Consider the following 21904-nt stretch of genomic DNA (forward strand, 5'->3'; position numbering starts at 1 on the left):
GGAGGTTTCTAAACACGGCACATCGATTTAACAGGTTAATTGGTAATGTCCCAGGTTTTACGAACTGCCTTAACCTGTAAAAGGTACGTATTTAAAGCTGAAAGGCTTTTTTGCAGGTCGAATTCAGACTGCATGATGTGGGTGTAAGCTGAATCCGCCAGCGACGTCCTGCCTTCTTCATTGCCGGTGAGAAGTTCCATTGCATTTTGTATAGATCCAGGGTCTTCGGGCTCGAAATACAGCGCATACTCTCCCATGATCTCGTAATGGCCCTTAAGGTTTGAACATAATACGGGGCATTTTAGCCGGGCGGCCTCGATCAACGGCATATTAGTAGGCCCTAAAAATGTTGGCATAACCGCCGCTGTTGCGTGCCGGTAGAATACAGAAAGCTCTTGGTCGGGTACAAAACCCGGGAATAAGACAGAATCATCCAGTGACAGGTCCGCTACCAACTTTTGGATGTAACCCAGGTTTCCCATGTCCGAGCCCGGAAGCACTAATTTGAAGTGACGGTCCGGATCTTCGCCAATGAAAGCGGCGAAGGCGACAATGAGATTATAGTGATTTTTTAACGCCCAAAACTGGGCCGGATAAATAAAAAATTCATTCGTGATGAGCCCGTACTTATTTAACACCTGCCTGGCCGCTTCTACAGACACCGTTAACTGAAGATCGCTGTTGCCGAATAAGGGCAATCGCTTGATTCTTAACGGGCTAAGCGAGTAATGATACCTCAGCTCTTCGATGCCGGCATTTGACTCGCACAATATCAACATCGCTTTGTTGAGTACGTTCGAGTAATATTTTTCCCTCGATTCATGATGCCCGTCCAACGCAAGTTCAGGAAAAGGATAGGTAGATTTGTGAGCAAGATCCCAATGGGTGGCAATAAACGGATAATTAAGATCTACCATCTCAGGTTTTAAATGATAAATAATATCGATACCATTTCTTGCCAAATCTCTTTCAATCCGTCTGAACTTGATCTTTTCGGGAAGAGACAGCAGGTCGTTTACAAAGGTCAGCGATTTAATAATGCTTTTCAGGCCTTTAGAGACTCGTCGGGCCAGTTTGTTCTTGGAACTGATATTGAGATACCCTTTTATAAAAACGACCGGCTTTTTAAAGTCGACTTCCGGTTGTGTCTTTTCATAAAACACCACGTTTACGATTTCTATCGCCTGGTCGAATTCGTAATTGTTAATGCCCGAAAGCAGCGTATTGTAATAGGAGAAGGTTCCGCCGAGGGATTTAGCCAGGTTGACGTCTACAATAACTCCAACTTTCAACTTATGCATAAAACCCTTTTATTGCTTCTACCACTAAGCCCATCTGTTCCCTGGTAGTGCCCAGGCCGCTGGGTATGTAAAACCCGCATCTCGCCAGCCGCTCCGCGAACCGGAAACCAGTTTTTTTGTAAAACTCCCGGGAGGCAAACACGGGCTGCTCATGCATGCACCAAAAAAAAGGCCGCGTTCCAATATTCGCCTTATTTAAATAGGCGACAAGATCCTCTTTTTCTGTTTCTGAAGGAGCGACCAGCCCGAACACCCAGTAAATATTATCTGCATAAGCAGTCTGTTGTTTGGGAAGCAGGTAGCCTGACTCTTCCAGGAAGCTTAATTCGTCGTGATAATACCTGCCCATTCCACGTTTTCTGTGAATAAAGTCGTCGATCTGCTCCAGTTGCGCCAAACCCATAGCCGCCTGCATGTTTGTCATCCGGTAATTCCATCCCATTTCGTGATGCACGAAGCGAGGCAAAGCGGGATCGAAGGAAAGATTTCTTAACTTCCTGCATCTTTCAGCCAGCGCATCGTCATTACAAAGGATCATTCCCCCTTCGCCGGTGGTAATATTCTTGTTTGCGTAGAAACTGAATATGCTGATATCGCCAAATGAACCACAAGGACGACCATGGCACGTCTGGCCGTGCATTTCGGCAGCGTCTTCAATTACCAGGAGATCGTACTTTTTTGCAAGATGTACTATTTTATTCATATCAACGGGTAAGCCGTAAATATGTACTACTAAGATGGCCTTTGTTCTCGCGGTTATTTTGTCCTCGATCTCAGCTACGTTCATATTCCAGGTTGTCAGCTCACTGTCTACCAATACAGGTACTGCAGCAGCCCTGATGAGGGAGAATGCCGGAGAAATAATGGTGAATGTGGGCATGATCACCTCATCTCCGCTGCTGATACCAAGTGCTTTAACTGCCACATCCAACGCAGCCGAACCGCTTGAAACGGCTATACCGTGATTTCTGTGGCAATAACGACTATACCGTGCTTCAAACTCTCCTACAAACGGGCCTTCCGACGAAATCCACCCTGTTTCGATACACTCATTGACATACTTCTTTTCGTTGCCGTTGAGAAACGGAATATTAACCGGAACGCTCATTTTTTACGGAGCTTATAACATACTTTCCAGGTACTGCTATCAGCGGCTTTGCCGGTTAATAACTCCCCGCAACCAATCAATTCAAACCCGGAGGAGCAAGCGATCGCGTCAATCTCGGGTACATTAAAGTGCCTTAATGTATGGATCTCTTTAAGTGACCGGTATTGGCCGTTGTTTTTATCCCTGATAATAAATTCATAATGCACAGCTACCGTATTTTGCCGGTAGTTCATCACCGGCTCAGCAAGTCGTATAATTTCTACCTTGTCATTTTCTGCACGCCTGATACCTGCCTGGGGTGGCGAAGCATAAACTGCAGGTGTGTACCAGCTATCAAAAATCAGCACCCCGCCTTGCTTCAGGTTTCTCGATATACTGTTAAAACAGGATATTAGTTCCTCGTCTTCCGTTAGATAACACATTACATCAAACAAGGAAACCGCCGCATCATATTCCCTGTCCAGGTCAAAAGATACCATATCACATAACAGCGGCTCGAAATTTTGAATCGACTTCATTTTCGATCTTTCTATCATCGGCCTGCTTTTCTCGATACCAGTGACATGATAACCTGCTTCGGCGAAATAGTGCGAATAATTGCCTGTACCGGAACCCAGCTCTATCAAGGTACCCGCACCCGGGCTCAGGTCCTTTAAAAGTGCGATCACGCACCCCGACTCTTTCTCATAGTTTTTATCACGGTAAAAAAGATCGTAATAGTTGCTATAATCCTCAAACACATGTTGATTATCAGCCATGACAACTTTTGGTACTGTGAACATTAAGCGGCAGGTTATATTGATCGCCACTATAGGGCCCTTGTTTTATTTCTATCAATTCTGAGTCTTCCAGCATTTCAAACCCGTGGCCATATCCCGAGAGGAGCATCACATCCCCTGTTTCAATAGTGGTTTCTGCAAAAAAATTGTCGGCCTCATCATATAAAAACACTTTAACGCTTCCTTTTCTTACGATGAGTGTCTCGCATGACTGTTTAACCACGATTTCTTCGTGGTTATGCCTGTGCGCGTTAATGAGATATCCTTTAGGCCGGTTCATGTATCCCATTTGCTGAGGCAATTCCGGAGCTGTAAAGAAAACAATTCCCTCAGCTTTAAAAGCCGACTTAATGATAGTAGCCAGCACACAATTTTCCTTAATTATTTTTTCGATCACGGTTTATAAGCTATCAGATGCAAATGGAAGTTAAGGCTGGTGAACCCTTGACAAGTAACACAGGTTATTGATAGCTTGTTTGGAAAATAAACTGGCCGGCTTAATAAATTCATCTTATAGGTTATTTTCGCAAATATAAAAACATCATTGTTCCCTCATCATTTCTCCCCAGTTTATCTTTCGGCTGCCGCTTGATCACCCCGAACGCTCCCTTGTTACGCTCCAAAAAAAAACTATCTTTGCACCTCTGAATGTAGGAACTATGAAAGTTTTAGCAGTCCTCCCTGTACGATAAGGACGAATTCTTCCGCTGATAATTATTAACGCTGTGCGATCCGCAGCTTGTTTTTCCGTTCCTAAAACCGATCAAATGTTATTTTCTAAAACAAAGGGGCGCAAGCTTTCTTCATTCTTTTCATTACTGAAACAATCGCTGCGTGGCGGCGAAATCGATTATACAACAGGCAGCATCAACCGTTCAGTGGTGCTGCTGGCCATCCCGATGATGCTCGAAATGATCATGGAATCGGTATTCGCCCTGGTCGACCTGTACTTTGTAGGGCACCTGCACAATAGCAGCATCGCCATACAGACCGTAGGTTTGACCGAATCCGTACTTACCATCGTTTACTCCCTGGCGATCGGCATCAGCATGGCTGCCACGGCCGTAGTGTCCCGCCGCATTGGCGGAAAAGACCCAGTTGCCGCGGCAAAGGCGGGTATGCAAACGATCGTCATCGCTTTCATGATCAACCTCGTGCTCAGCGTAACCGGGGTTATTTTTGCAAAAGACATCCTGCACATCATGGGCGCATCCCGGGAGGCCGTGGAGCAGGGCTACCCGTACACCCGCATGATGATGGGAAGCTGCCTGTTCATCATGCTGCTGTTCCTCATTAACGGGATCTTCAGGGGCGCGGGCAATGCGTCCATCTCGATGAAAAGTTTGTGGGTAGCCAACCTCACGAACATCGTGCTGTGCCCGGTATTCATTAACGGATGGGGACCCGTGCCGGCGTTCGGGCTTAACGGCGCAGCCATGGCCACCACCATCGGCCGCGGGCTGGGCGTTTGCTACCAGTTGTACCACTTGTTCAACGGGAAAAGCTCGCTGAAGATCCGTATTTCGCACTTTATACCAGACTGGGCGCAAATCAGGGCACTGCTTGTAATCGCCGCACCCGGCGTTTTACAATTCGTGATCGGTTCGTGCAGCTGGCTGTTCCTCGCACAGTTGGTGGCAACTACCGGCGGCGACCATGGATCGGCCGGTTACCAGACCGCTATCAGGCTGCTTATGTTCTTTATGCTGCCTGCCTGGGGATTGAGTAATGCCGCAGCTACACTGGTGGGCCAAAACCTCGGGGCCAAATTACCCGACCGTGCAGCCACCTCCGTGTACCAAACTGCGAAATTTAACGTTTGCTATATGGCCGTTATTACCATGATCACTTTGCTTGGCGGCACACATTTCGTGTCCTTTTTTACCAACGATCCGGCAGTACAGCAGGTAGCCGTTACCGCCCTTCGCATCATGTGTGTCGGCTACATTTTTTACGGGATCGGCATGGTTAATGATCAATGCCTTTAACGGTGCAGGCGACACCTGGACACCTACCTGGATAAACGTTGCAGGTTTCTGGTGTTTCCAGGTTCCGTTGGCTTACCTGCTGGCGAAATATATAGGAATGGGGCCAAAGGGTGTGTTCTTCGCCGTACCTGCCGCAGAAATCGGCATGACGATCGCAGCCGTTCTGCTGTTCAGAACCGGCAGGTGGAAGAAGATCAACGTGTAGCGGTTTGACGTTAACATACCACCAATACTGACACACAGGCAGTACGTACAACGTCAAACGTATAACGTCCTGCGTACAACCTTTTTTACTAGCTTCGTACGAATGGAAAAACGCCTCCGTTTATTGTTAATCCTGGTACTCGCCGTCGCAGACGTATTTGCCGAGGGCAGTAAAGAATTGACCGCGAGCGGAGGCTACCGCGCGTTTTTATATTCAGGACCCGCCGTAAACCTCTCCTACCCGTTCCCAAGTCTCGGCACCGTGAAGGTATATGTTAAACCGGGCGAAATCATTTGTGCCGGGTCGAGCGCGCAGGGCATAGGCTCGGGTACCATCAATTTCAGGGCACCCGACGGCGCCGCTTACACCAGCGGAGGAGGAGCCACCACCGGGCGCATCGCCAACCGCAGCCAGGAGGTGGCAGGGCCGTTGCCTGCCGCAGGCGGCTACACTCCTTATACATTAACGGTACTTGCAGGGCAGGAAGGCGTTTGGGAGATCGACTTTACCTCGCCTACCAACGTCAGCGGTTCAAACCCGGTACCCATCCTGGGCAGCGCCAACTGGACACAGCTTACCAACCAGTATGTGGCCGCGTTTGATGTATCCGTTCGCAATGCGGCAGGCGCCTTCGTCCCAGGCAGGGTATATATGAACGTATTCACCGGGATCCTGGGCACCTACGATGTAGGCTTTAACGCCATTTTCAGGATCCTTACACGGGATGGTTACCAATATACGCTCGACAATAACGGGCAGGCCGGGAACGGCTTTTCATTCTTCGCTAACAACAAAGGTTTCCGCACCCCTGGTGGTGCGGCATCTTATAAAAGCGTGGACAATCTCGCGTTGCCAAATATCCAGGATCCACGAGCGTTAGATACCCAGTCGGACATTACCCACAAGATATTCTTCAACACACCCGCTGCCGACCTTCCATCCTCCGCAAAAACGCCGGGCGGAACTACCTGGCTGTTAACCACGCCCATCACCCCGCAAACCACCAACCTTACGTTTAAGGGGGGCGAGGGCACACCCGGCAAAGGCGGCACTTCGCCCATTGGCGGTTATATCGGGTTTGATGCCAACCAGAACGGCACCTACGTTATTTCCATCGACCTGAACAATAACGGCAGCTTTACCGACGCCATAGACCGTAAGCTCACCGGGAACTCCGTGGCCGGCAACAACCAGGTGCCATGGGACGGGCTCGACGGGCTGGGAAACAAGGTTGCCGCCACCGGGACCTCCGCCGTGACAGCCATGATCAGCGTGGTATTGTTTGGCGGTGAGGTACATTTCCCGTTTTTTGATGTGGAGCGCAACATCAATGGCCTTAAGCTTACCCGCATCAATGGTGCCGGCGCTCCCGATAATACGTTATATTGGAACGACTCACCTATCACGGTAGTGGGCACGCCCTCCAACCCCCTGGTGAACCTCACCGGGCTCGACAGCCAGCTGAACGGCCATAAATGGGGTACCGCCGGCGCGGGCGCTACCGAGTTTGGCGACGAAAACGGTCTCGATACCTGGGGCTATATTTCCAGCGCCCCTGCCAACCTGCTGGTTACCGGCGGCTTGCGCGAAGCAGACCTGGAAGTGGCCTCCCTGGACATGTCGCAGGATTGCACCGGAAAGCTGGTGACCTATACGGCAACCGTTAAAAACAACGGGCCCGACGAGGTAACCGGCGCGACTTTTTCCTTCACCTTCCCGGCCGGGATCACGGGAGTAGCGGTAACGAGCGCTGCCATTTCGGGAACGTCGTCGGTAAACGGACCGGCTACCGGCAGCGGCCGCTACACCACCACTGTCAACCTGGACAATGGAGCCACACGCAGCTTCACCTTAACGGGCGTCGTTCCTTCGGCACCCGCCGGAAGCATGATCAGCGTGTCGGCCGGACTTCTTCGCACGGCGGACGTGACCGATCCCGATGCCACCAATCCCGACGACGCCGTTCCCTCAGACATACTCGCCGAGTGCAACGCTGCTCCCTCAGGCGCCGGATGCAACAACCTCAAAACCGTCGCCACCGCATTCTTGCCCACCTTAGATGCAGGTCCCGACCGAACGGTGGCCAGGAACACCATGGTAACCATGGCCGCAAGCGGCACCGGAACGTGGACGCAATCGGGCGCCTCGCCCATCAGTGTCGCCATCGCCGACCAGGCGAATCCGGCCACATTGATCAGCGGGTTCAAGCTCCCGGGCATCTACTCTTTTACCTGGGCAAACACGAGCGGGTGTACAGATACGGTCCGGATCACGGTAGTTTCTTCTGCAGACGATGAAACCATCATCCCCACCATTTTTACGCCCAACGGCGACGGAAAAAACGACACCTTCGAAATACCGGGACTCGAGAACTATCCCGGGTCCATGCTGCATGTGTTTAACCGCTGGGGAAACGAGGTGTACCGCTCTGAGAATTACCTGAATAACTGGGATGGCAGCGATCTTGCTGAAGGTACCTATTTTTATGTGCTGGACAGAAAAGCGCCCGCCGGCACTTTGAAATCATTTAAAGGATGGGTATTTATAAAAAGATAACATACCTGCTTTGCGGCAGCCTGCTTGCTGCGGGCATACCGGCGCGCGCGCAGCAAACCATCCAGTTTAGCCAGTACGTGTTTAACGGTCTGGCCATTAACCCGGCTTATGCCGGTTATAAAGAAGATTGGTCGGCAAGCCTTAGTTACCGCTTACAATGGGCCGGTATTGACGGCGCACCAAGGACCGGGACCGTTTCGCTGGACGGGCTCACCAACGATCGCAACAAGAATATCGGCATCGGCGTTATTGTCACTACAGATAAGATAGGGCCGCAAAACACCTCCTCGGTATACGGAAACTACGCGTATCGCGTCCGCTTAGACGAATATGACACCAAACGCCTTTGCTTCGGCATTGGTATTGGTGCCACTCAATATAGTGTTGACGGCGCCGCGCTTACCGGGACCAGCATCGGCGACGGCAGCATCCCCGCCGGTCATGTGAGCAAGATCATCCCGGACCTCCGCGCAGGAGCAGCTTACTATTCGCCAGGTTTTTACCTGGCTGCATCGCTGATGAACGGACTTGCCGGCGCCGGGTTTATCGATAATACCACCGCCATTAAACAGGTAAGGCATATGTATGTGACCGGCGGCGCACTCATTCCGCTAAATAAGGGCCTCGACCTTAAACCATCTTTTCTGATAAAAGAAGATTTTAACGGGCCCACCAACCTCGATCTCACGGCCTACCTCGCCTTTAATAAAGTGATCTGGGCCGGCGCCTCCTGGCGCGCGCGCGCGCCGCTGTTTAACAAAACGAACCTGCAGCAGGGACTCGACCGGAGCGACGTGGCCGCCGCCCTGGTGCAGTTATATTACCAGCGTTTCCGGCTCGGGTATTCCTATGATTTTACTACCAGCAAATTGTCGACCCACCAGAACGGCTCGCATGAGATCTCATTTAGCATGGCCTTTAAAAGCCGCGCAGGCAGGGTGTTAACTCCCCGATATTTTTGATGATGAAAAGGCTCCTGCTAATATGGCTGATGATTGCGCTGCCGCGGGTTGCCCATGCACAGGAGCAGGTAACCCGGAAACAGCGCGCCGATCAATTATTTGACCGCTACCTGTATGCCCGCAGCCTCCCGATCTACCTCGACCTGGCAAAAAAGAGGAAACCGGACCCGCAAGTGATCGAAAGGATCGCCGAATGCTACCTCAAAACCAGCCGCTACCAGGAAGCCGAAGAATGGTACGCCAAAGCGTTGGCCGACCCGCAATCAGCCCCGGGATTGCTGTACGCCTACGCCACCGTCCTGCAGATTAATGGCAGGTTCGACCTCGCGAAAACACAGTTCCGGAAATACTACACGGTTACACGCAACAGCAGGGACCTCGCCGTCAAACTAGCTGCCTGCGATTCGGCTGCGTTGTGGACGGCAGCCACGCCCGGCTTTACCGTTACCAACGTGCAGCAGTTAAACAGCGCATATTCCGACTGGGGAACCGCATTCTATGAAAATGGCCTGGTCTTTACCTCCGACAGGGTCGACGATACCAAAACCGCTCCCGATACCTTCGGGTGGACCGGCAACGGCTGGCTAAAACTTTACCAGGCAGATCCTGCCGCCAACGGGCTCAAAGAGTTTCAGCTGCCTTTCGCGAGAAGTGAAAAAGATGAAACCATTTTTCACATCGGCCCCGCTGCGTTTACCGCGAAGTACGACACCGCTTACATAACGCTCACTACCACGGTGCCTAAGCATCTGCTGCCCACCGATAGACCTGGTGAATCTCCCGGCGATCGGTTTTATACCAGGCGGCTCGAACTGTTCACCGCCGTGAAAGCGAACGGCAGCTGGCGGAATTTTACCCGCTTTCCATGGCACCAGGTTGGCTCGTGGTCGGTAGGGCACGCCGCAATTTCGGCGGATGGCAAGCTGCTTTACTTTACTTCCGACATGCCTGGCGGCGAAGGGAAAACGGATATCTGGTACTGCCAGAAACTCGCCAATGGCAGCTGGAGCAAGCCAGTTAACTGCGGAAAGACCATTAATACCCGCGAAGAAGAGGCCTTTCCCACCATTGGGCCGGCGGGGCAGCTATATTTTGCGTCGAAGGGATGGCCGGGCATGGGCGGATATGACCAGTTTTCGGCTACCGGCAGCAAAAGTACCTGGACCAATGTCAGGAACCTTCATTACCCGATCAATTCTACAGCGGATGACTTCTGGCTCACCACCACCGACGGACGTACCGGGTTCTTCTCCTCTAACCGCACTGGCGGAAATGGCGGCGACGACATTTACCGCTTTGAAGCCCTCCCGCAGGAACCTATCGCTGTTATCCAGCCTAAACCGGCCGATCGGCCCCAAACCGTTATCGCCCTGCAAACCGATCCCCCGATGGGTACCGGCGGCCCGGAAAAAGGCAAAAGCTATGTGCTGAACGATATTTTCTATGACCTCGACCAGTCGTTTATCCGCGCCGATGCCGCGCTCGTACTTGATCAGCTCGTTATGCTGCTAAAGCGATACCCTGCTATCCGTATCCAGCTTTCCTCGCATACCGATGCGCGTGCGTCCGACGACTATAACCTCCGCCTTTCTCAGCGCAGGGCGGATGCCGCTATGCAATACCTCGTACAAAAGGGGATCGACCCTGCACGCCTCCAGGCAACCGGCTACGGCGAAACACAACCCAGGAACAGGTGTGTTAACGACGTTTCCTGTACAGAGGCCGAGCACCAGCAGAACCGGCGGACGGAGTTCAGGGTATTGCCATAAAACACCTCCAATTACAGAAGGCGGCAACGAAGTAAAAATCGGTTACCTCCGCATGCCGGGAGCGTTCGACCGGAATGCCGCCTCTAAATAGTTACGCCGCACCAAACCCTGGCCTGGCTTTATCCGTATACGGAATATATTTAGGAAGTGCTGTTACAATTCCTCCCCCCGGTTCGTCTTAGATATAAATCAATATAATTACGATCAACTCATATCACTATGTTACTCCGTTTAAGCCATTTCTTTTTTGGCTCCAGCAGATCAGAGCTCCAGCAATTGCAGCAGCAGGGCGTTCCGTTAACCTACGAACAAAAGGTTAAAGGCGACCGCATGACCATGCTTTTGCTGATCGGTATTTCTATCGCAGCCACTATTTTGTACAGCTTAGTCTAAACAGGCTGAACTATTGACGCATCACCTGGTCTAAATATTTATAACCCGACCCGGTGTTTATCAGCAGGACCTTTTCAGCTCCCTGCAGGATTCCGCTCCCTTTTAATTTGATCATCGCTTTCCAGACTGCCGCGCCTTCGGGACAAAGTAACAGGCCTTCGCGGATGGCCATCTCGCGCACACCCGCTACGATCTCCTCTTCGGTAACCGACAGGGCCATCCCGCCTGACTCTTCCAGCACTTTCAGCATCAGGTCGAGACCGAAAGGATAAGGTACCGCCAGCCCGTTTGCCACGGACGCCGCCGGCCCGGAATAACTGTTTGACACTCCCCGCTTGTCATCAAAAGCCTTCACCACCGGCTGGCAGTTTCCTGACTGCACCGCGATCATCCGCGGAAGCGGCCCCGTGATCCAGCCCATCTCCTTCATCTCTATAAACGCTTTCCAGATCCCGATCAGCCCGGTGCCTCCGCCTGCAGGATAAATGATCACCTCCGGAAGCTCCCAGTTAAATTGCTCGGCAATCTCGTAGCCCATCGTCTTTTTACCTTCAATGCGATAGGGTTCTTTTAACGTCGAGATATCAAAAGCGCCCGTTTCCCTGCTGATCTCGCCGGCCTTCTTCCCGCATTCATTGATCAGTCCGTCTAATAACAGCACATCGGCCCCATGCAGCACGCACTCATCTGCAAAGATCTGCGGCGTAATGGCCGGCATGATCACCGTTGCCTTCATGCCGGCTTTGGCGCAATAAGCGCTCAACGCACCCCCGGCATTTCCGGCCGTAGGAACAATACAGGCCACAACTCCCAGCTCCTTTGCTTTAGATATCGCCATACTCAGCCCGCGGGCCTTAAACGACCCGGTGGGATTGTATGCTTCATCCTTCAGGAAAACCTGCGTAAGGCCGTATTCCGCAGCCGCTTTTGTTACCTGCATCACCGGCGTAAACCCTTCGCCAAGCGAAACGATGTTTGCCTCGTTAATAACCGGGAGAAATTCGCGGTAACGCCACATGTTGCCGGGCCTGCCGGCAAGGATGTGCCGGCCGGGAGCGCCCCGGAGGTCATAATTTACCAGGAGAGGCTTTATGCAGCAGGTGGCAAAAGTATTCAGGTGGTGGGCATCGTACTGTTTTCCGCAGGCGGAACAGGATAGAAAAGTGAGACGGGAACCGGCTTTAGGCGAATGGTACATTTCCAAAAATACATGCGCCTGCTATTACTCTTTTATCGAAAGTTTAAATAGCGTATAACTATAAGTTATATACAGCACTGCAATAGCGGATAAAGTGCTTGGTAAGCGAGAACTCTTCTGAGCCTTTTCGTTGAATAAAGAAGAAATCGCGGGTAACCTGCAGTCCTGGAATGTTCAGCTGGACCAGTTCGCCGGAGGCCAGTTCCTTAATTACCGATCGCTTTGGCAGGAAGCCGATACTGGGGTCGGCCAGCAGGAAGTTTTTCAGGGCTTCGGTTCCGCCCAGCCGCACCTTCACCTGCAGGTCGGTGATCTTTATCCCGTTTTTAAGGAGCGCCTGTCCGAGCGCCGCCAGCGTTCCGGAGCCTCTTTCGCGCAATGCGATGGGCAATGTTACGAGATCTGTAATTGTTAGCGTCTCTTTTCTCGTTACGTTACTTTGTGCGGCACATACGGCAATAATCTCATCGGTTATAAAATGCTGGTAAGTGATGGCCGTCAGCTTATTTTCCACCTCTACTATGCCAAGATCGATCTCGTGATTTAACAGCGCGGTGGTAATATTTTCCGCATTGCGGTTCACCAGGCGGATCTCCAGCTGCGGATGCTGGCGGTGAAACCCGGAAAGCACTTTGGGAATGATGTACAACGCTACCGTAGTACTGGCGCCTACCACGAGATGGCCGGTGGCGTCAGACTGGTGCTGCAGCGTGCTCATCTCAAATTCGAGCTGCCGTTCTATCTGCAGGGCCTGCAGCAGGTAGCTGTTAAGCACCTTACCGGTGGACGTAAGCTCGATGGTGTTCCGTTTCCGCTCAAAGAGCGAGGCTTTGTAATGCCGTTCCAGCTGCCGGATGTGTTTGCTTACGGCGGGCTGGCTGATAAACAACACCTCCGACGCTTTCGAGAAGCTTAACAACGCGGCAACTTTCAGGAAAACCTGGTGACTTTGGGATAGCATGCACCTGTAAAATTAGCAATTCCAAATCCTTTGCAGGATACGGTAAATTTTTAAATTTGATTAATTAACACGACCATGTCTTTCATAAATACCAATTACTATTACGTCATTGTAGGGCTGCAGGCGCTTTGCGTATTTCATTCTTTCCGCAGGGGTACGCAGGGAAGGTGGTTGTTTGTGATCGTGCTGCTGCCTGTTGTGGGCTGCCTCGCTTATATTTACTCAGAAATTCTCGCCAACCGGCGGGTAAAAACGCCCAATATCGACCTGGCAGCCGTATTTAATCCCGGGGCCAGGATCAAAAGACTGGAAGATGCACTCCGCTTTTCAGACACTTTTAATAACAAGATCAGGCTTGCCGATGCCTACCTGGAAGCCGGTTACAACAACAGGGCCATAGCCGTATACGAACCGGCGCTTACCGGTGCGTTTGCCGAGAATGAACACGGTCTTTCCCAACTTGTCATCGCCTATTTTAACGAGGAACGGTACGACGATGCCATCAGGGCTGCAAAAAAAGTGTACCGGGCATCTCAATTTAACCGGTCGAAAGCACATATCATTTATGCACAGGCGCTGGAGCGTAACGGTCAGCCGGACCTGGCCGAAAAAGAATTTAAAGCCATGAAGGGGCGTTATTCATGCTTCGAACATCGTTATCATTACGGGGAATTCCTGAAACGGGCCGGTCGCCACGGCGATGCGCAACAAGTGTTCGGCGAGATGATGGACGAGGCACCGCACCTGGGCGCGGTAGAAAAGAAAACAAGCCGCGTTTGGATCAACAAAGCGAAAGAAGAGCTGAAGAAAATGGAAGCGTGAGGCGAGAACATCACTTCAACTACCCCTGCCTTGCGTGGTTATAACATAAATTCCGCGTAAAACTACCTGTTTTTACAACCTGGGGAAGTATACCGCGATTTAAGAGTCGATATTTAAGCGGATTTCCGTCGTAATCGTAACTTTCACAGATCATATCAAACAACCTCTTTATATTATGGCCAAAATAAAGCCATCGTTACCCGCATCCACGCTTCGTAAAACCCCTACCGGGATCCAGGGGCTGGATGAAATTACGCTCGGGGGCCTCCCTGCCGGTCGTCCCACGCTGGTATGCGGGAGCGCGGGCTGCGGAAAGACCCTGCTTTCTATCGAGTTTATCGTACGCGGCGCCACCGAATACAACGAGCCGGGCGTGTTTGTTGCATTTGAAGAAAAAATGGACGAGCTCACGGTAAACGTGGCATCGCTGGGGTTCGACCTCATAAAGCTCCAGGAAGAAAAGAAGATCCGCCTCGACCATGTACACATCGAACGGAGCGAGATCGAAGAAACCGGTGAATATGACCTCGAGGGCCTTTTTATCCGCCTCGGTCATGCCATCGACAGCATCGGCGCCAAACGGGTCGTGCTCGACACCATCGAATCGCTTTTCTCAGGACTCAGCAACGAGGCCATCCTGAGGGCCGAGCTGCGCAGGCTTTTCCAGTGGCTGAAAGAAAAGGGCGTTACCGCCATTATTACCGGCGAACGCGGCGAGAAAACGCTCACCCGCCAGGGCCTGGAAGAGTATGTATCCGATTGCGTAATATTGCTCGACCACCGGGTGATCCACCAGATCTCCACACGTCGTATCCGGGTGGTAAAATATCGCGGCTCGGTACATGGCACTAACGAGTACCCGTTCCTGATCGATGAGCACGGTATCTCCGTATTGCCCGTCACCTCTTTAAAGCTGCAGGGCGAAGTATCATCAGACCGGGTTTCTACCGGGTTCCACTCGCTCGACCAGATGTTTGGCGGCAAGGGTTTCTTCAAGGGCAGCAGCATCCTGGTATCGGGCACCGCGGGCACCGGGAAAACAAGTATCGGCGCTAATTTCATCAATGCGGCATGCCTGCGCGGCGAGCAATGTATCTACTTCGCTTTCGAAGAGTCGCCGGGGCAGATCATTCGCAACATGCGGTCGATCGGCCTTGACCTGCAGCAGCACGTAGATAACGGCCTGCTCTTGTTTCACGCCTCCAGGCCAACGTTATATGGGTTAGAAATGCACCTGGTCTCTATCTATAACATCATCAAAAGACATAAGCCCGCTACGGTAGTGGTCGACCCGATCACCAACCTTATTTCGGTGGGTTCGGTAAGCGAAGTGAAATCGATGATGACACGCCTGCTCGATTTCCTGCAGAACGAAGGCATTACCGCTATGTTCACCGCTTTAAGCCGGATCACCAAGATCAACGAAGAAACGGATGAAGAAGTGTCCTCGCTGGTTGACGCCTGGATCACCGTAAGGGACATGGAGAACAACGGCGAACGTAACCGCGGCCTTTACGTAATGAAGTCGCGGGGAATGCGCCATTCTAACCAGGTGCGTGAGTTTATGATCACCGGCGACGGACTGAGCCTCGTGGACGTGTATATCGGTCCCGAGGGCGTGTTAACCGGATCGGCACGTGAAGCCCAGCAGCTGGAAGAACAGACCGGCCAGGTACTGCGCACACATGCCTCGAACCGCAAAGACCGCGAAATAGACCGCAAACGCATGGTGCTCGAAGCCAAGATCGCCAGCCTGCGGTCGGAATTTGAATCGGTAGAAGAAGAATTGAACAAAGTATATATCGAAGATGATCTTAAAAAAGAGATCATGCGAAAAACAAGATCAGACATGGCGCGGATACGTGGCGGCGCCAATCGGCAGGGTGATCCTGTAAAGAGAAAAGGCAAAAAATAATGGCGACAATAAGCAAACAATGGGAGCTCAGGCTGTACATCGCAGGCAAAACCCTTAAGTCGATGACGGCCCTTGCCAATCTTAAAAAATATTGCGAAGAACATTTAAAGGGCCGCTACCGGATAGAGGTGATTGACCTAATCGAACAACCGCAGCTGGCAGAAGGCGACCAGATCTTCGCCATCCCCACATTGGTGCGCAAAGTTCCGGAACCGATACGAAAAATTATCGGCGACCTCTCTAACGAAGAAAAAGTACTGGTGGGACTAAACATCCGCCCCTTAAAATAACCCGATGGGAGAAAAACTGGTTACCGGGGATGATGAATGTAAAGACGCAAACGAGCCATCCGCTTATGTGCTTCGTTTATTTATTTCAGGCGCTTCACCCAATTCTACGCGGGCGGTATACAACATCAGGCAGGTTTGTGAAAAGTATCTCCCCGGCCGCTACCAACTGGATATTATCGACGTGCACCAACAGCCGGTCCTGGCAAGGGAAGAGCAGGTGATCGCGCTTCCCTTACTGGTGAAATTGTCACCCGAGCCCAAAAGGAGATTGATCGGCGATATGTCTAATACGGCGAAAGTGCTCTCGGGCCTTGGCATCACTATTTCATAATCATGAGCAATCTGGCCAAAACATACCAGGAGCTGGCAGCCGAACTGCAAGAGCTAAAGATCCAGCTGGAGGAAGCGAATGATACCATTCACGCCATCCGCACAGGCCAGGTAGACGCCTTTATCGTGCAGGGCGAGGACGGCAGCCAATTATATACTCTTAAGAGCGCCGACCATACCTACCGGATCTTTATCGAGAACATGCAGGAAGGCGCCATTACCCTTAACCGGCAGGGTTTTATCCTGTACAGCAATTCGCGTTTCGCGGAACTGCTGGGCCAGCCGCTCGAACACGTGATCGGGGTGCCATTCACAACTTTTGTTCCCAATGATCAAAGAGCCGCTATAGAAAAAGTGATCGATGGAAGCTGGACCCATAATACCCGCTTTGAACTGGCATTGCAGGGTGCACACAACGAGCTGCTGCCGTTCCAGTTATCGGCCACCGGCCTTTCACTGGACGATGGCGAGTTCCTGAATATCATTCTTACCGACCTCCGCGCCGTAAAGGAGAGCGAGCGCCTGATAAAAGCCCAGAACGAAGAGCTTGAAATTGCCCGGAAGGCCATGGACCTGAAGGATGAGTTCATCGGCATTGCCAGTCATGAGTTAAAAACGCCGCTCACCAGCCTTAAAGGATACTTGCAGCTGATGATCTTTTACAAGAAAGAACCGGTACCTGATATCGTACGCCGGTTTATCGTGAAAGCCAACGAGTCGGGTAACAAACTGACCACACTGGTAGAAGACCTGCTCGACGTAAGCAAAATAAACGCCGGCAAGCTCGAGTTCAGGAACGAGCGGGTAGACGTAACCGACCTGGTAACCTCGGTAGCGGAAAACGCCTCGGTCATTTACCCCGATTACCGGTTTGTAAAGAAACTAACCGAAGACTGCAAAGTATCAGGCAACTTCGAGCGGTTAGAGCAGGTATTGATGAACTTTATCAACAATTCTGTCAAATACTCGCGCGAGCGGAAAGACATCATAATGAGTTCCGTAAAAGACGGCAATGAGATAGTGATCTCCGTCACCGATTTTGGGATAGGCCTCACGAGCGACCAGCAGGAGCTGATCTTCGAACGCTTTTACCGCGTACAAGACAAGAACTTCCAGGCAAGCGGCCTGGGCATAGGCCTGTATATCTGCGCCGGGATCGTTAAGGCGCACGATGGAACGATCGGTGTAGAGAGCCGGTTTGGAGAAGGCGCTACATTTTATTTCAGGGTACCCTGTTTATAAACATGGGCATAGATCTTCGCCTTTTTAACTGGCCGGGCCCGGTAAGCACCACCTCACTGATTGAACGTTATCGCGGTGATCATTTTTTCTTTGCCCCCGCTTTAGCCTGATTTTCGGCTATTCGAAACTTCACGATCTTCGCAATCAGTTGAGCCGGAACCGGCTTCGTGTACGGGAACTGTATTGCGCCCTTAGACGTAACATATCCGGCCAGCTCTTCTTCAAACTTTGTGATCGCCGCAGGCATGGGATAAAAGCCCAGGTGCTTTTTTGCTGCCGCGAAATATACCAGCATGCCATCCTGCTTAAAAGCGGGCATCCCGTAGCTGATCACTTCTTCTGCGCCGGGTGCGGCCTCTTTAATAATGGCGCGGGCCTTGTTTAATACATCCTGGATCTCCGGGGAAAAATTTCTTTTGTAATCTTCGAAATCTGCGGGTTTAAGCATGGTTACCTGGATTAAAAGTTATAAGGTTTGCGGTGTGGCCTCCGAAAGCATGTCGTCGCTCCGGCGCTTCATAGGCCGAGGCTGGCAGCCACGTCATAATCAGTCAATTAATATTTAAATTCAATGTACGATTCCCGGGGATCTTAAAAAATACCCCGGCGGTAAGAAAACATCTACGAGCTCGCGGTCACAATCATATTACTTCGTGCCCGAAACCAACATCGCTATATTAATTCTAACTTATACCCATGAAGAAGCATATCACCTTACTCGCGCTATTATTCGTTTTCGCAGCTGCGCAGGCACAAACAGCCATCCCGGTGGATTCTTTCCTCGGCGTTAAATTCGGCGCCACAGCCGAAGAAGTGGCCAATAAGATGCGGCTTGCCGGAGCCGGAGCGGATAAAAAGAGCAGCAAAAAAGATTACCTCGTATTCGCCGGCATGCAATACGGCAAATGGAAACCGGAATATGTATATTTCAAACTCTCCAATGGCAAGGTTTTCGAAGGTGGCGCGTATTTTAAGCCTGCGCAGAACAACCTGGCCATCGCCCTGTACAATTCCATAAAACACTACATATCACTTACTTATAGCGAGGGAACGGACAAGAACCGCATCCCGGTTACTTATAACGACGGGGAAAACGAGACAGCGGCCATCGAGCTCGGCAATGCGGTATATACCTGTCATTGGGTAGAAGACGTCTCCCGGTCGAAGTTTAACACCATCGACATGGCCATTAATCCCGACTTGGTTACCCAGCTCTGGTTTACCGAAGCAAAGGAAAGCCTGAAGGGAAACAAAAACATTAAAAGCAAGTAATATCATTCAACCTGGTTTCATTTGGAGGTTTTTTCTATCTTCATGAGGAAAACGCCAATGACCAAACCTGTAACCCTGAACGTTAACGGTAAAAAGCACACGCTGGAAACCGATCCCGACGCGCCCCTGTTATACGTGCTTCGTAACCAGCTGGCATTAAACGGCCCCAAATATGGCTGCGGGTTACAGCAATGCGGCGCCTGTATGGTGCTGCTCGACGGCAAGGCCGAACCGAGCTGCATGATCCCCGTTACTGCCGTAACCAACAAACTTATCGTTACGCTCGAAGGCCTGGCAAAGGCCGACGGAACCCTGCATCCTGTACAACAGGCATTCCTGGACGAACAGGCGGCACAATGCGGCTATTGCCTTAACGGGATGGTGATCTCGGCGGTTGCCCTGTTAAAAGCTGCGCCGAATGCCGGCGAACAAACCATCCGCCAGGGCATGCAGCGCGTCCTTTGCCGCTGCGGATCGCAGGCCAGGGTGTTGCGTGCCGTAAAACGTGCCGTAAAAAACAAGCCCAGATAGTTGCTATGAATACCGGGAGACGTAATTTCCTTAAATCCATCGGCAGCCTTACTATCCTGTTTTCGCTGGACCATACGCATACCCTTGCCTCGCTGCTACCGGCCGACCCGGAGCTCCCCGGGATCCTGCAGCGCGTGCCGGCCATCAATGCCTGGCTCGAAGTATTGGCCAGCGGCTCGGTACGTGTGTTTACCGGCAAGATCGAAATGGGGCAGGGACTCTGCACCGCCGTTGCGCAGGTAGCGGCTGAGGAGCTCGATATGGAGATGCGACAGGTAGAAGTGATCATCTCCGAAACCAACGTTACGCCCAACGAGGGCTATACCGGCGGCGGCTCCTCCACCGAAACCAGCGTGCTCGCCGTAAGATATGCGGCCGCAGCCGCCCGGAAGGAGCTGATGGACCTGGCCGCGCAGGCTTTGGCCGTTCCGGCTGAAGCGCTGCTGATGAATAATGGCCGCATCGCCGCAAAACAAGGGGGGCGCGCCGTTTCATTCTATGAGCTGCTGAATGGCAAAAAACTCACCGGCGAGGTCAAGCTGCCGCTTACGGTTAAACGGAAAGAAGACTACCGCCTCTCCGGGAAATCCGTAAAACGCGAAGATTTCAGGCAGATGATCACCGGGCAGTCCATGTATATCCAGGACCTGCGATTCCCCGGGATGGTACATGCACGAACCGTCAGGCCGCCAGGTTACCAGTCTATGCCGGGCAAAATGGACGAGGCTGCGCTCGCAAAACAAATTCCGGGCCTCCTGAAAATGGTGGTGAACGGGGGCTTCCTCGGCGTGATCTGCACAGACGAATACCAGGCAGTAAAGGCACAACGTTACCTGGAAGCGAATACCCGCTGGGACGTAATTACGCCACCCCGAAGCACCAAAGCATTGCCGGAACAACTCAAAGAGCTGCAGGCTCAAACCAGGACGGTAAAAACCCCTGCCCTGCCGTTCCCGGAGGACCGGGTTACGCTAAAGGCCAGTTATTCGAAGCCGTACATTATGCACGGCTCGATTGGCCCCTCGTGCGCCATCGCGCTTTACCACAATAACGAGCTTGAGGTATGGACACACGGCCAGGGAGCCTATCCCGCCCGCGATACGTTGAGCCGTTTGCTGGGCATCCCAGCTGCCAGTATCCACGTAAAGTGCGTGCGTGGCGCCGGTTGTTTTGGACATAACGGCGCCGAAGACGCTGCCGCCGAAGCAGCCTTACTGGCAGTTGCCTACCCGGGGAAACATGTGCGCCTGCAATGGTCGCGCGCCGAGGAACATGCCTGGGAGCCGTACGGAACCGCCATGTGCATGGAACTGGCAGCGGTACTGGAGCCGGGTGGCAGGATCAGTCACTTCCGCAGCGATGTATGGTCCGACGCACACAGCACTCACCCCGGTGGCAACCCGGAGCTATTGATCTCCGCTAACTACCTCGCCAGGCCGTTCATCCGTAAGCCGAACCCGGTTGGCGGCGGCGGTTACCGCAACGCGGATGCCTATTATAACATCCCCAATCAAACGGTAACGGCGCATTTTTTTACCGGCCCCCTGCGTGTTTCCAACCTCCGCAGCCTGGGTACGTACGCCAATATTTTTGCGCTGGAATCTTTTATGGACGAGCTAGCCGCAAAGGCCGAGACCGACCCCTTCGCCTTCCGGCTGATGCACCTCGAAGATGCGCGGGCAAAAGAGACGCTGTTTCGCCTGCAGGAAAAAGTATCCCGTCTGCCGAAGGAAAAGAATACCGCCATCGGCATTGCCTTTTCGAGGTATAAAAACAACGCGGCATACAGCGCAGTGGCGGCACAGGTGACGCTCGATCCGGCCACGGGTAAGGCGACCGTCAAAAAAATGTGGTGCGTAGCCGATGCCGGCGAGATCATCAGTCCAGACAATGCCGTTAACCAGCTGGAAGGCGGCATGATCCAGGCCGCAAGCTGGACCCTATTCGAAGAAGTAAAATTTGAAGGCGGCATGGTTACCAGCAGGGACTGGGCATCGTACCCCATCATCCGCTTTAGCGATGTGCCCGAAGTAGAGGCCGAGATCATCCAGCGTCCCGGTGAAAAACTATGCGGGATCGGGGAGATCGTAATGGGGGTAAGTGCAGGGGCGATTGGGAACGCGGTGGCGAGGGTAAGCGGTAAAAGGGTAAGAGACCTGCCAATTTACGGCACTCGCTAATATACTTACGGAAAGTCCATACGTTTTCTTGTTGGTCGAAAAATGCCATAGGGCCTGTAAGACGGCCAGGCATCCTTGCTTATGGATTTACCTACAGTGGGA

At 52.1% G+C, this 21904-nt stretch carries 21 protein-coding genes; 14 read left to right on the top strand and 7 right to left on the bottom strand.

Annotated elements, in window-relative coordinates:
- Positions 1-35: 35 nt before the first annotated feature.
- The 4 genes from GS398_RS02950 to GS398_RS02965 are packed head-to-tail and all read right to left on the bottom strand — an operon-like array spanning position 36 to position 3585.
- Positions 36-1301 carry a glycosyltransferase family 4 protein gene (locus GS398_RS02950; RefSeq protein WP_160905228.1) on the bottom strand — a complete coding sequence of 422 codons (1266 nt, stop codon included), beginning with the start codon at positions 1299-1301 and terminating at the stop codon, positions 36-38.
- Positions 1294-2409, bottom strand: a complete 1116-nt coding sequence (locus GS398_RS02955) for a DegT/DnrJ/EryC1/StrS family aminotransferase (RefSeq protein ID WP_160905229.1) — start codon at positions 2407-2409, stop codon at positions 1294-1296. The genes GS398_RS02950 and GS398_RS02955 overlap by 8 nt, the downstream gene beginning before the upstream one ends.
- Positions 2406-3167, bottom strand: coding sequence for a class I SAM-dependent DNA methyltransferase (locus GS398_RS02960; RefSeq protein ID WP_160905230.1), 762 nt, complete (start codon positions 3165-3167; stop codon positions 2406-2408). The genes GS398_RS02955 and GS398_RS02960 overlap by 4 nt, the downstream gene beginning before the upstream one ends.
- Complete coding sequence (locus GS398_RS02965) at positions 3160-3585, bottom strand: cupin domain-containing protein (protein ID WP_160905231.1); 426 nt, start codon at positions 3583-3585, stop codon at positions 3160-3162. Before GS398_RS02965 ends, GS398_RS02960 begins: the two co-directional genes overlap by 8 nt.
- Positions 3586-3955: 370 nt before the next feature.
- Here GS398_RS02965 and GS398_RS02970 point away from each other — a divergent pair, with 370 nt between their 5' ends.
- The 6 genes from GS398_RS02970 to GS398_RS02990 all read left to right on the top strand — a co-directional run bounded on the left by GS398_RS02970 (position 3956) and on the right by GS398_RS02990 (position 11061).
- On the top strand, positions 3956-5176 hold the full coding sequence (locus tag GS398_RS02970; protein WP_237488069.1) for an MATE family efflux transporter: 1221 nt from the start codon (positions 3956-3958) through the stop codon (positions 5174-5176).
- Positions 5160-5381 (top strand): hypothetical protein, encoded by a 222-nt coding sequence (locus tag GS398_RS22395; protein WP_237488070.1) that lies wholly within the window; start codon positions 5160-5162, stop codon positions 5379-5381. The genes GS398_RS02970 and GS398_RS22395 overlap by 17 nt, the downstream gene beginning before the upstream one ends.
- 102 nt (positions 5382-5483) lie before the next feature.
- A complete protein-coding gene (locus GS398_RS02975) occupies positions 5484-7937 on the top strand; it encodes a T9SS type B sorting domain-containing protein (protein WP_160905232.1) in 2454 nt (817 codons plus the stop codon).
- Positions 7916-8899, top strand: a complete 984-nt coding sequence (locus tag GS398_RS02980; protein WP_160905233.1) for a PorP/SprF family type IX secretion system membrane protein — start codon at positions 7916-7918, stop codon at positions 8897-8899. The genes GS398_RS02975 and GS398_RS02980 overlap by 22 nt, the downstream gene beginning before the upstream one ends.
- Positions 8899-10668: an OmpA family protein gene (locus GS398_RS02985; protein ID WP_160905234.1), complete on the top strand. Its 1770-nt coding sequence runs from the start codon at positions 8899-8901 to the stop codon at positions 10666-10668. The genes GS398_RS02980 and GS398_RS02985 overlap by 1 nt, the downstream gene beginning before the upstream one ends.
- A gap of 219 nt (positions 10669-10887) precedes the next feature.
- Positions 10888-11061, top strand: coding sequence for a hypothetical protein (locus GS398_RS02990; protein WP_160905235.1), 174 nt, complete (start codon positions 10888-10890; stop codon positions 11059-11061).
- A gap of 10 nt (positions 11062-11071) precedes the next feature.
- Here the strand turns inward: GS398_RS02990 and GS398_RS02995 are convergent, their stop codons facing one another.
- Positions 11072-12259 carry a threonine synthase gene (locus tag GS398_RS02995; RefSeq protein WP_160905236.1) on the bottom strand — a complete coding sequence of 396 codons (1188 nt, stop codon included), beginning with the start codon at positions 12257-12259 and terminating at the stop codon, positions 11072-11074.
- Positions 12260-12317: 58 nt separating this feature from the next.
- The gene (locus GS398_RS03000; protein ID WP_160905237.1) at positions 12318-13220 is read right to left on the bottom strand and encodes a LysR substrate-binding domain-containing protein; all 903 of its coding nucleotides are present in this window, start codon (positions 13218-13220) and stop codon (positions 12318-12320) included.
- Between the two features lie 75 nt (positions 13221-13295).
- Here GS398_RS03000 and GS398_RS03005 point away from each other — a divergent pair, with 75 nt between their 5' ends.
- The 5 genes from GS398_RS03005 to GS398_RS03025 all read left to right on the top strand — a co-directional run bounded on the left by GS398_RS03005 (position 13296) and on the right by GS398_RS03025 (position 17819).
- Positions 13296-14042: a hypothetical protein gene (locus GS398_RS03005; RefSeq protein WP_160905238.1), complete on the top strand. Its 747-nt coding sequence runs from the start codon at positions 13296-13298 to the stop codon at positions 14040-14042.
- 175 nt (positions 14043-14217) lie between these two features.
- Complete coding sequence (gene kaiC, locus GS398_RS03010; RefSeq protein ID WP_160905239.1) at positions 14218-15957, top strand: circadian clock protein KaiC; 1740 nt, start codon at positions 14218-14220, stop codon at positions 15955-15957.
- Positions 15957-16247, top strand: coding sequence for a circadian clock KaiB family protein (locus GS398_RS03015; protein ID WP_160905240.1), 291 nt, complete (start codon positions 15957-15959; stop codon positions 16245-16247). The genes kaiC and GS398_RS03015 overlap by 1 nt, the downstream gene beginning before the upstream one ends.
- A gap of 4 nt (positions 16248-16251) precedes the next feature.
- Entirely contained in the window at positions 16252-16578 is a 327-nt protein-coding gene (locus GS398_RS03020; RefSeq protein ID WP_160905241.1) for a circadian clock KaiB family protein, read from the top strand.
- Positions 16579-16580: 2 nt separating this feature from the next.
- Positions 16581-17819, top strand: coding sequence for a sensor histidine kinase (locus GS398_RS03025; RefSeq protein ID WP_160905242.1), 1239 nt, complete (start codon positions 16581-16583; stop codon positions 17817-17819).
- A 79-nt stretch (positions 17820-17898) separates the two neighbouring features.
- On the opposite strand, the gene GS398_RS03030 is transcribed toward GS398_RS03025, so the two are convergent.
- On the bottom strand, positions 17899-18267 hold the full coding sequence (locus tag GS398_RS03030) for an iron chaperone (protein ID WP_160905243.1): 369 nt from the start codon (positions 18265-18267) through the stop codon (positions 17899-17901).
- A 248-nt stretch (positions 18268-18515) separates the two neighbouring features.
- On the opposite strand from GS398_RS03030, the gene GS398_RS03035 reads away from it, so the two are divergent.
- From GS398_RS03035 to GS398_RS03045, 3 genes are read left to right on the top strand one after another with little or no spacing between them, the layout of a single operon-like run.
- Positions 18516-19091 carry a hypothetical protein gene (locus tag GS398_RS03035; RefSeq protein WP_160905244.1) on the top strand — a complete coding sequence of 192 codons (576 nt, stop codon included), beginning with the start codon at positions 18516-18518 and terminating at the stop codon, positions 19089-19091.
- Between the two features lie 42 nt (positions 19092-19133).
- Positions 19134-19622: a (2Fe-2S)-binding protein gene (locus GS398_RS03040; RefSeq protein WP_237488071.1), complete on the top strand. Its 489-nt coding sequence runs from the start codon at positions 19134-19136 to the stop codon at positions 19620-19622.
- 5 nt (positions 19623-19627) lie between these two features.
- Positions 19628-21802 carry a xanthine dehydrogenase family protein molybdopterin-binding subunit gene (locus GS398_RS03045; RefSeq protein WP_160905245.1) on the top strand — a complete coding sequence of 725 codons (2175 nt, stop codon included), beginning with the start codon at positions 19628-19630 and terminating at the stop codon, positions 21800-21802.
- Positions 21803-21904 lie beyond the last annotated feature (102 nt).

This window comes from Hufsiella ginkgonis (genome assembly GCF_009834915.1).
Taxonomy (GTDB): Bacteria; Bacteroidota; Bacteroidia; order Sphingobacteriales; family Sphingobacteriaceae; genus Hufsiella; species Hufsiella ginkgonis.

What these genes read in the sequence shown, in the direction of transcription:
- GS398_RS02950 (WP_160905228.1), bottom strand. Translation starts at nt 1,301, where the DNA reads ATGCATAAGTTGAAAGTTGGAGTTATTGTAGACGTCAACCTGGCTAAA.
- GS398_RS02955 (WP_160905229.1), bottom strand. Translation starts at nt 2,409, where the DNA reads ATGAGCGTTCCGGTTAATATTCCGTTTCTCAACGGCAACGAAAAGAAG.
- GS398_RS02960 (WP_160905230.1), bottom strand. Translation starts at nt 3,167, where the DNA reads ATGGCTGATAATCAACATGTGTTTGAGGATTATAGCAACTATTACGAT.
- GS398_RS02970 (WP_237488069.1), top strand. Translation starts at nt 3,956, where the DNA reads ATGTTATTTTCTAAAACAAAGGGGCGCAAGCTTTCTTCATTCTTTTCA.
- GS398_RS22395 (WP_237488070.1), top strand. Translation starts at nt 5,160, where the DNA reads ATGATCAATGCCTTTAACGGTGCAGGCGACACCTGGACACCTACCTGG.
- GS398_RS02975 (WP_160905232.1), top strand. Translation starts at nt 5,484, where the DNA reads ATGGAAAAACGCCTCCGTTTATTGTTAATCCTGGTACTCGCCGTCGCA.
- GS398_RS02980 (WP_160905233.1), top strand. Translation starts at nt 7,916, where the DNA reads ATGGGTATTTATAAAAAGATAACATACCTGCTTTGCGGCAGCCTGCTT.
- GS398_RS02985 (WP_160905234.1), top strand. Translation starts at nt 8,899, where the DNA reads ATGATGAAAAGGCTCCTGCTAATATGGCTGATGATTGCGCTGCCGCGG.
- GS398_RS02990 (WP_160905235.1), top strand. Translation starts at nt 10,888, where the DNA reads ATGTTACTCCGTTTAAGCCATTTCTTTTTTGGCTCCAGCAGATCAGAG.
- GS398_RS02995 (WP_160905236.1), bottom strand. Translation starts at nt 12,259, where the DNA reads ATGTACCATTCGCCTAAAGCCGGTTCCCGTCTCACTTTTCTATCCTGT.
- GS398_RS03000 (WP_160905237.1), bottom strand. Translation starts at nt 13,220, where the DNA reads ATGCTATCCCAAAGTCACCAGGTTTTCCTGAAAGTTGCCGCGTTGTTA.
- GS398_RS03005 (WP_160905238.1), top strand. Translation starts at nt 13,296, where the DNA reads ATGTCTTTCATAAATACCAATTACTATTACGTCATTGTAGGGCTGCAG.
- kaiC (WP_160905239.1), top strand. Translation starts at nt 14,218, where the DNA reads ATGGCCAAAATAAAGCCATCGTTACCCGCATCCACGCTTCGTAAAACC.
- GS398_RS03015 (WP_160905240.1), top strand. Translation starts at nt 15,957, where the DNA reads ATGGCGACAATAAGCAAACAATGGGAGCTCAGGCTGTACATCGCAGGC.
- GS398_RS03020 (WP_160905241.1), top strand. Translation starts at nt 16,252, where the DNA reads ATGGGAGAAAAACTGGTTACCGGGGATGATGAATGTAAAGACGCAAAC.
- GS398_RS03025 (WP_160905242.1), top strand. Translation starts at nt 16,581, where the DNA reads ATGAGCAATCTGGCCAAAACATACCAGGAGCTGGCAGCCGAACTGCAA.
- GS398_RS03030 (WP_160905243.1), bottom strand. Translation starts at nt 18,267, where the DNA reads ATGCTTAAACCCGCAGATTTCGAAGATTACAAAAGAAATTTTTCCCCG.
- GS398_RS03035 (WP_160905244.1), top strand. Translation starts at nt 18,516, where the DNA reads ATGAAGAAGCATATCACCTTACTCGCGCTATTATTCGTTTTCGCAGCT.
- GS398_RS03040 (WP_237488071.1), top strand. Translation starts at nt 19,134, where the DNA reads ATGAGGAAAACGCCAATGACCAAACCTGTAACCCTGAACGTTAACGGT.
- GS398_RS03045 (WP_160905245.1), top strand. Translation starts at nt 19,628, where the DNA reads ATGAATACCGGGAGACGTAATTTCCTTAAATCCATCGGCAGCCTTACT.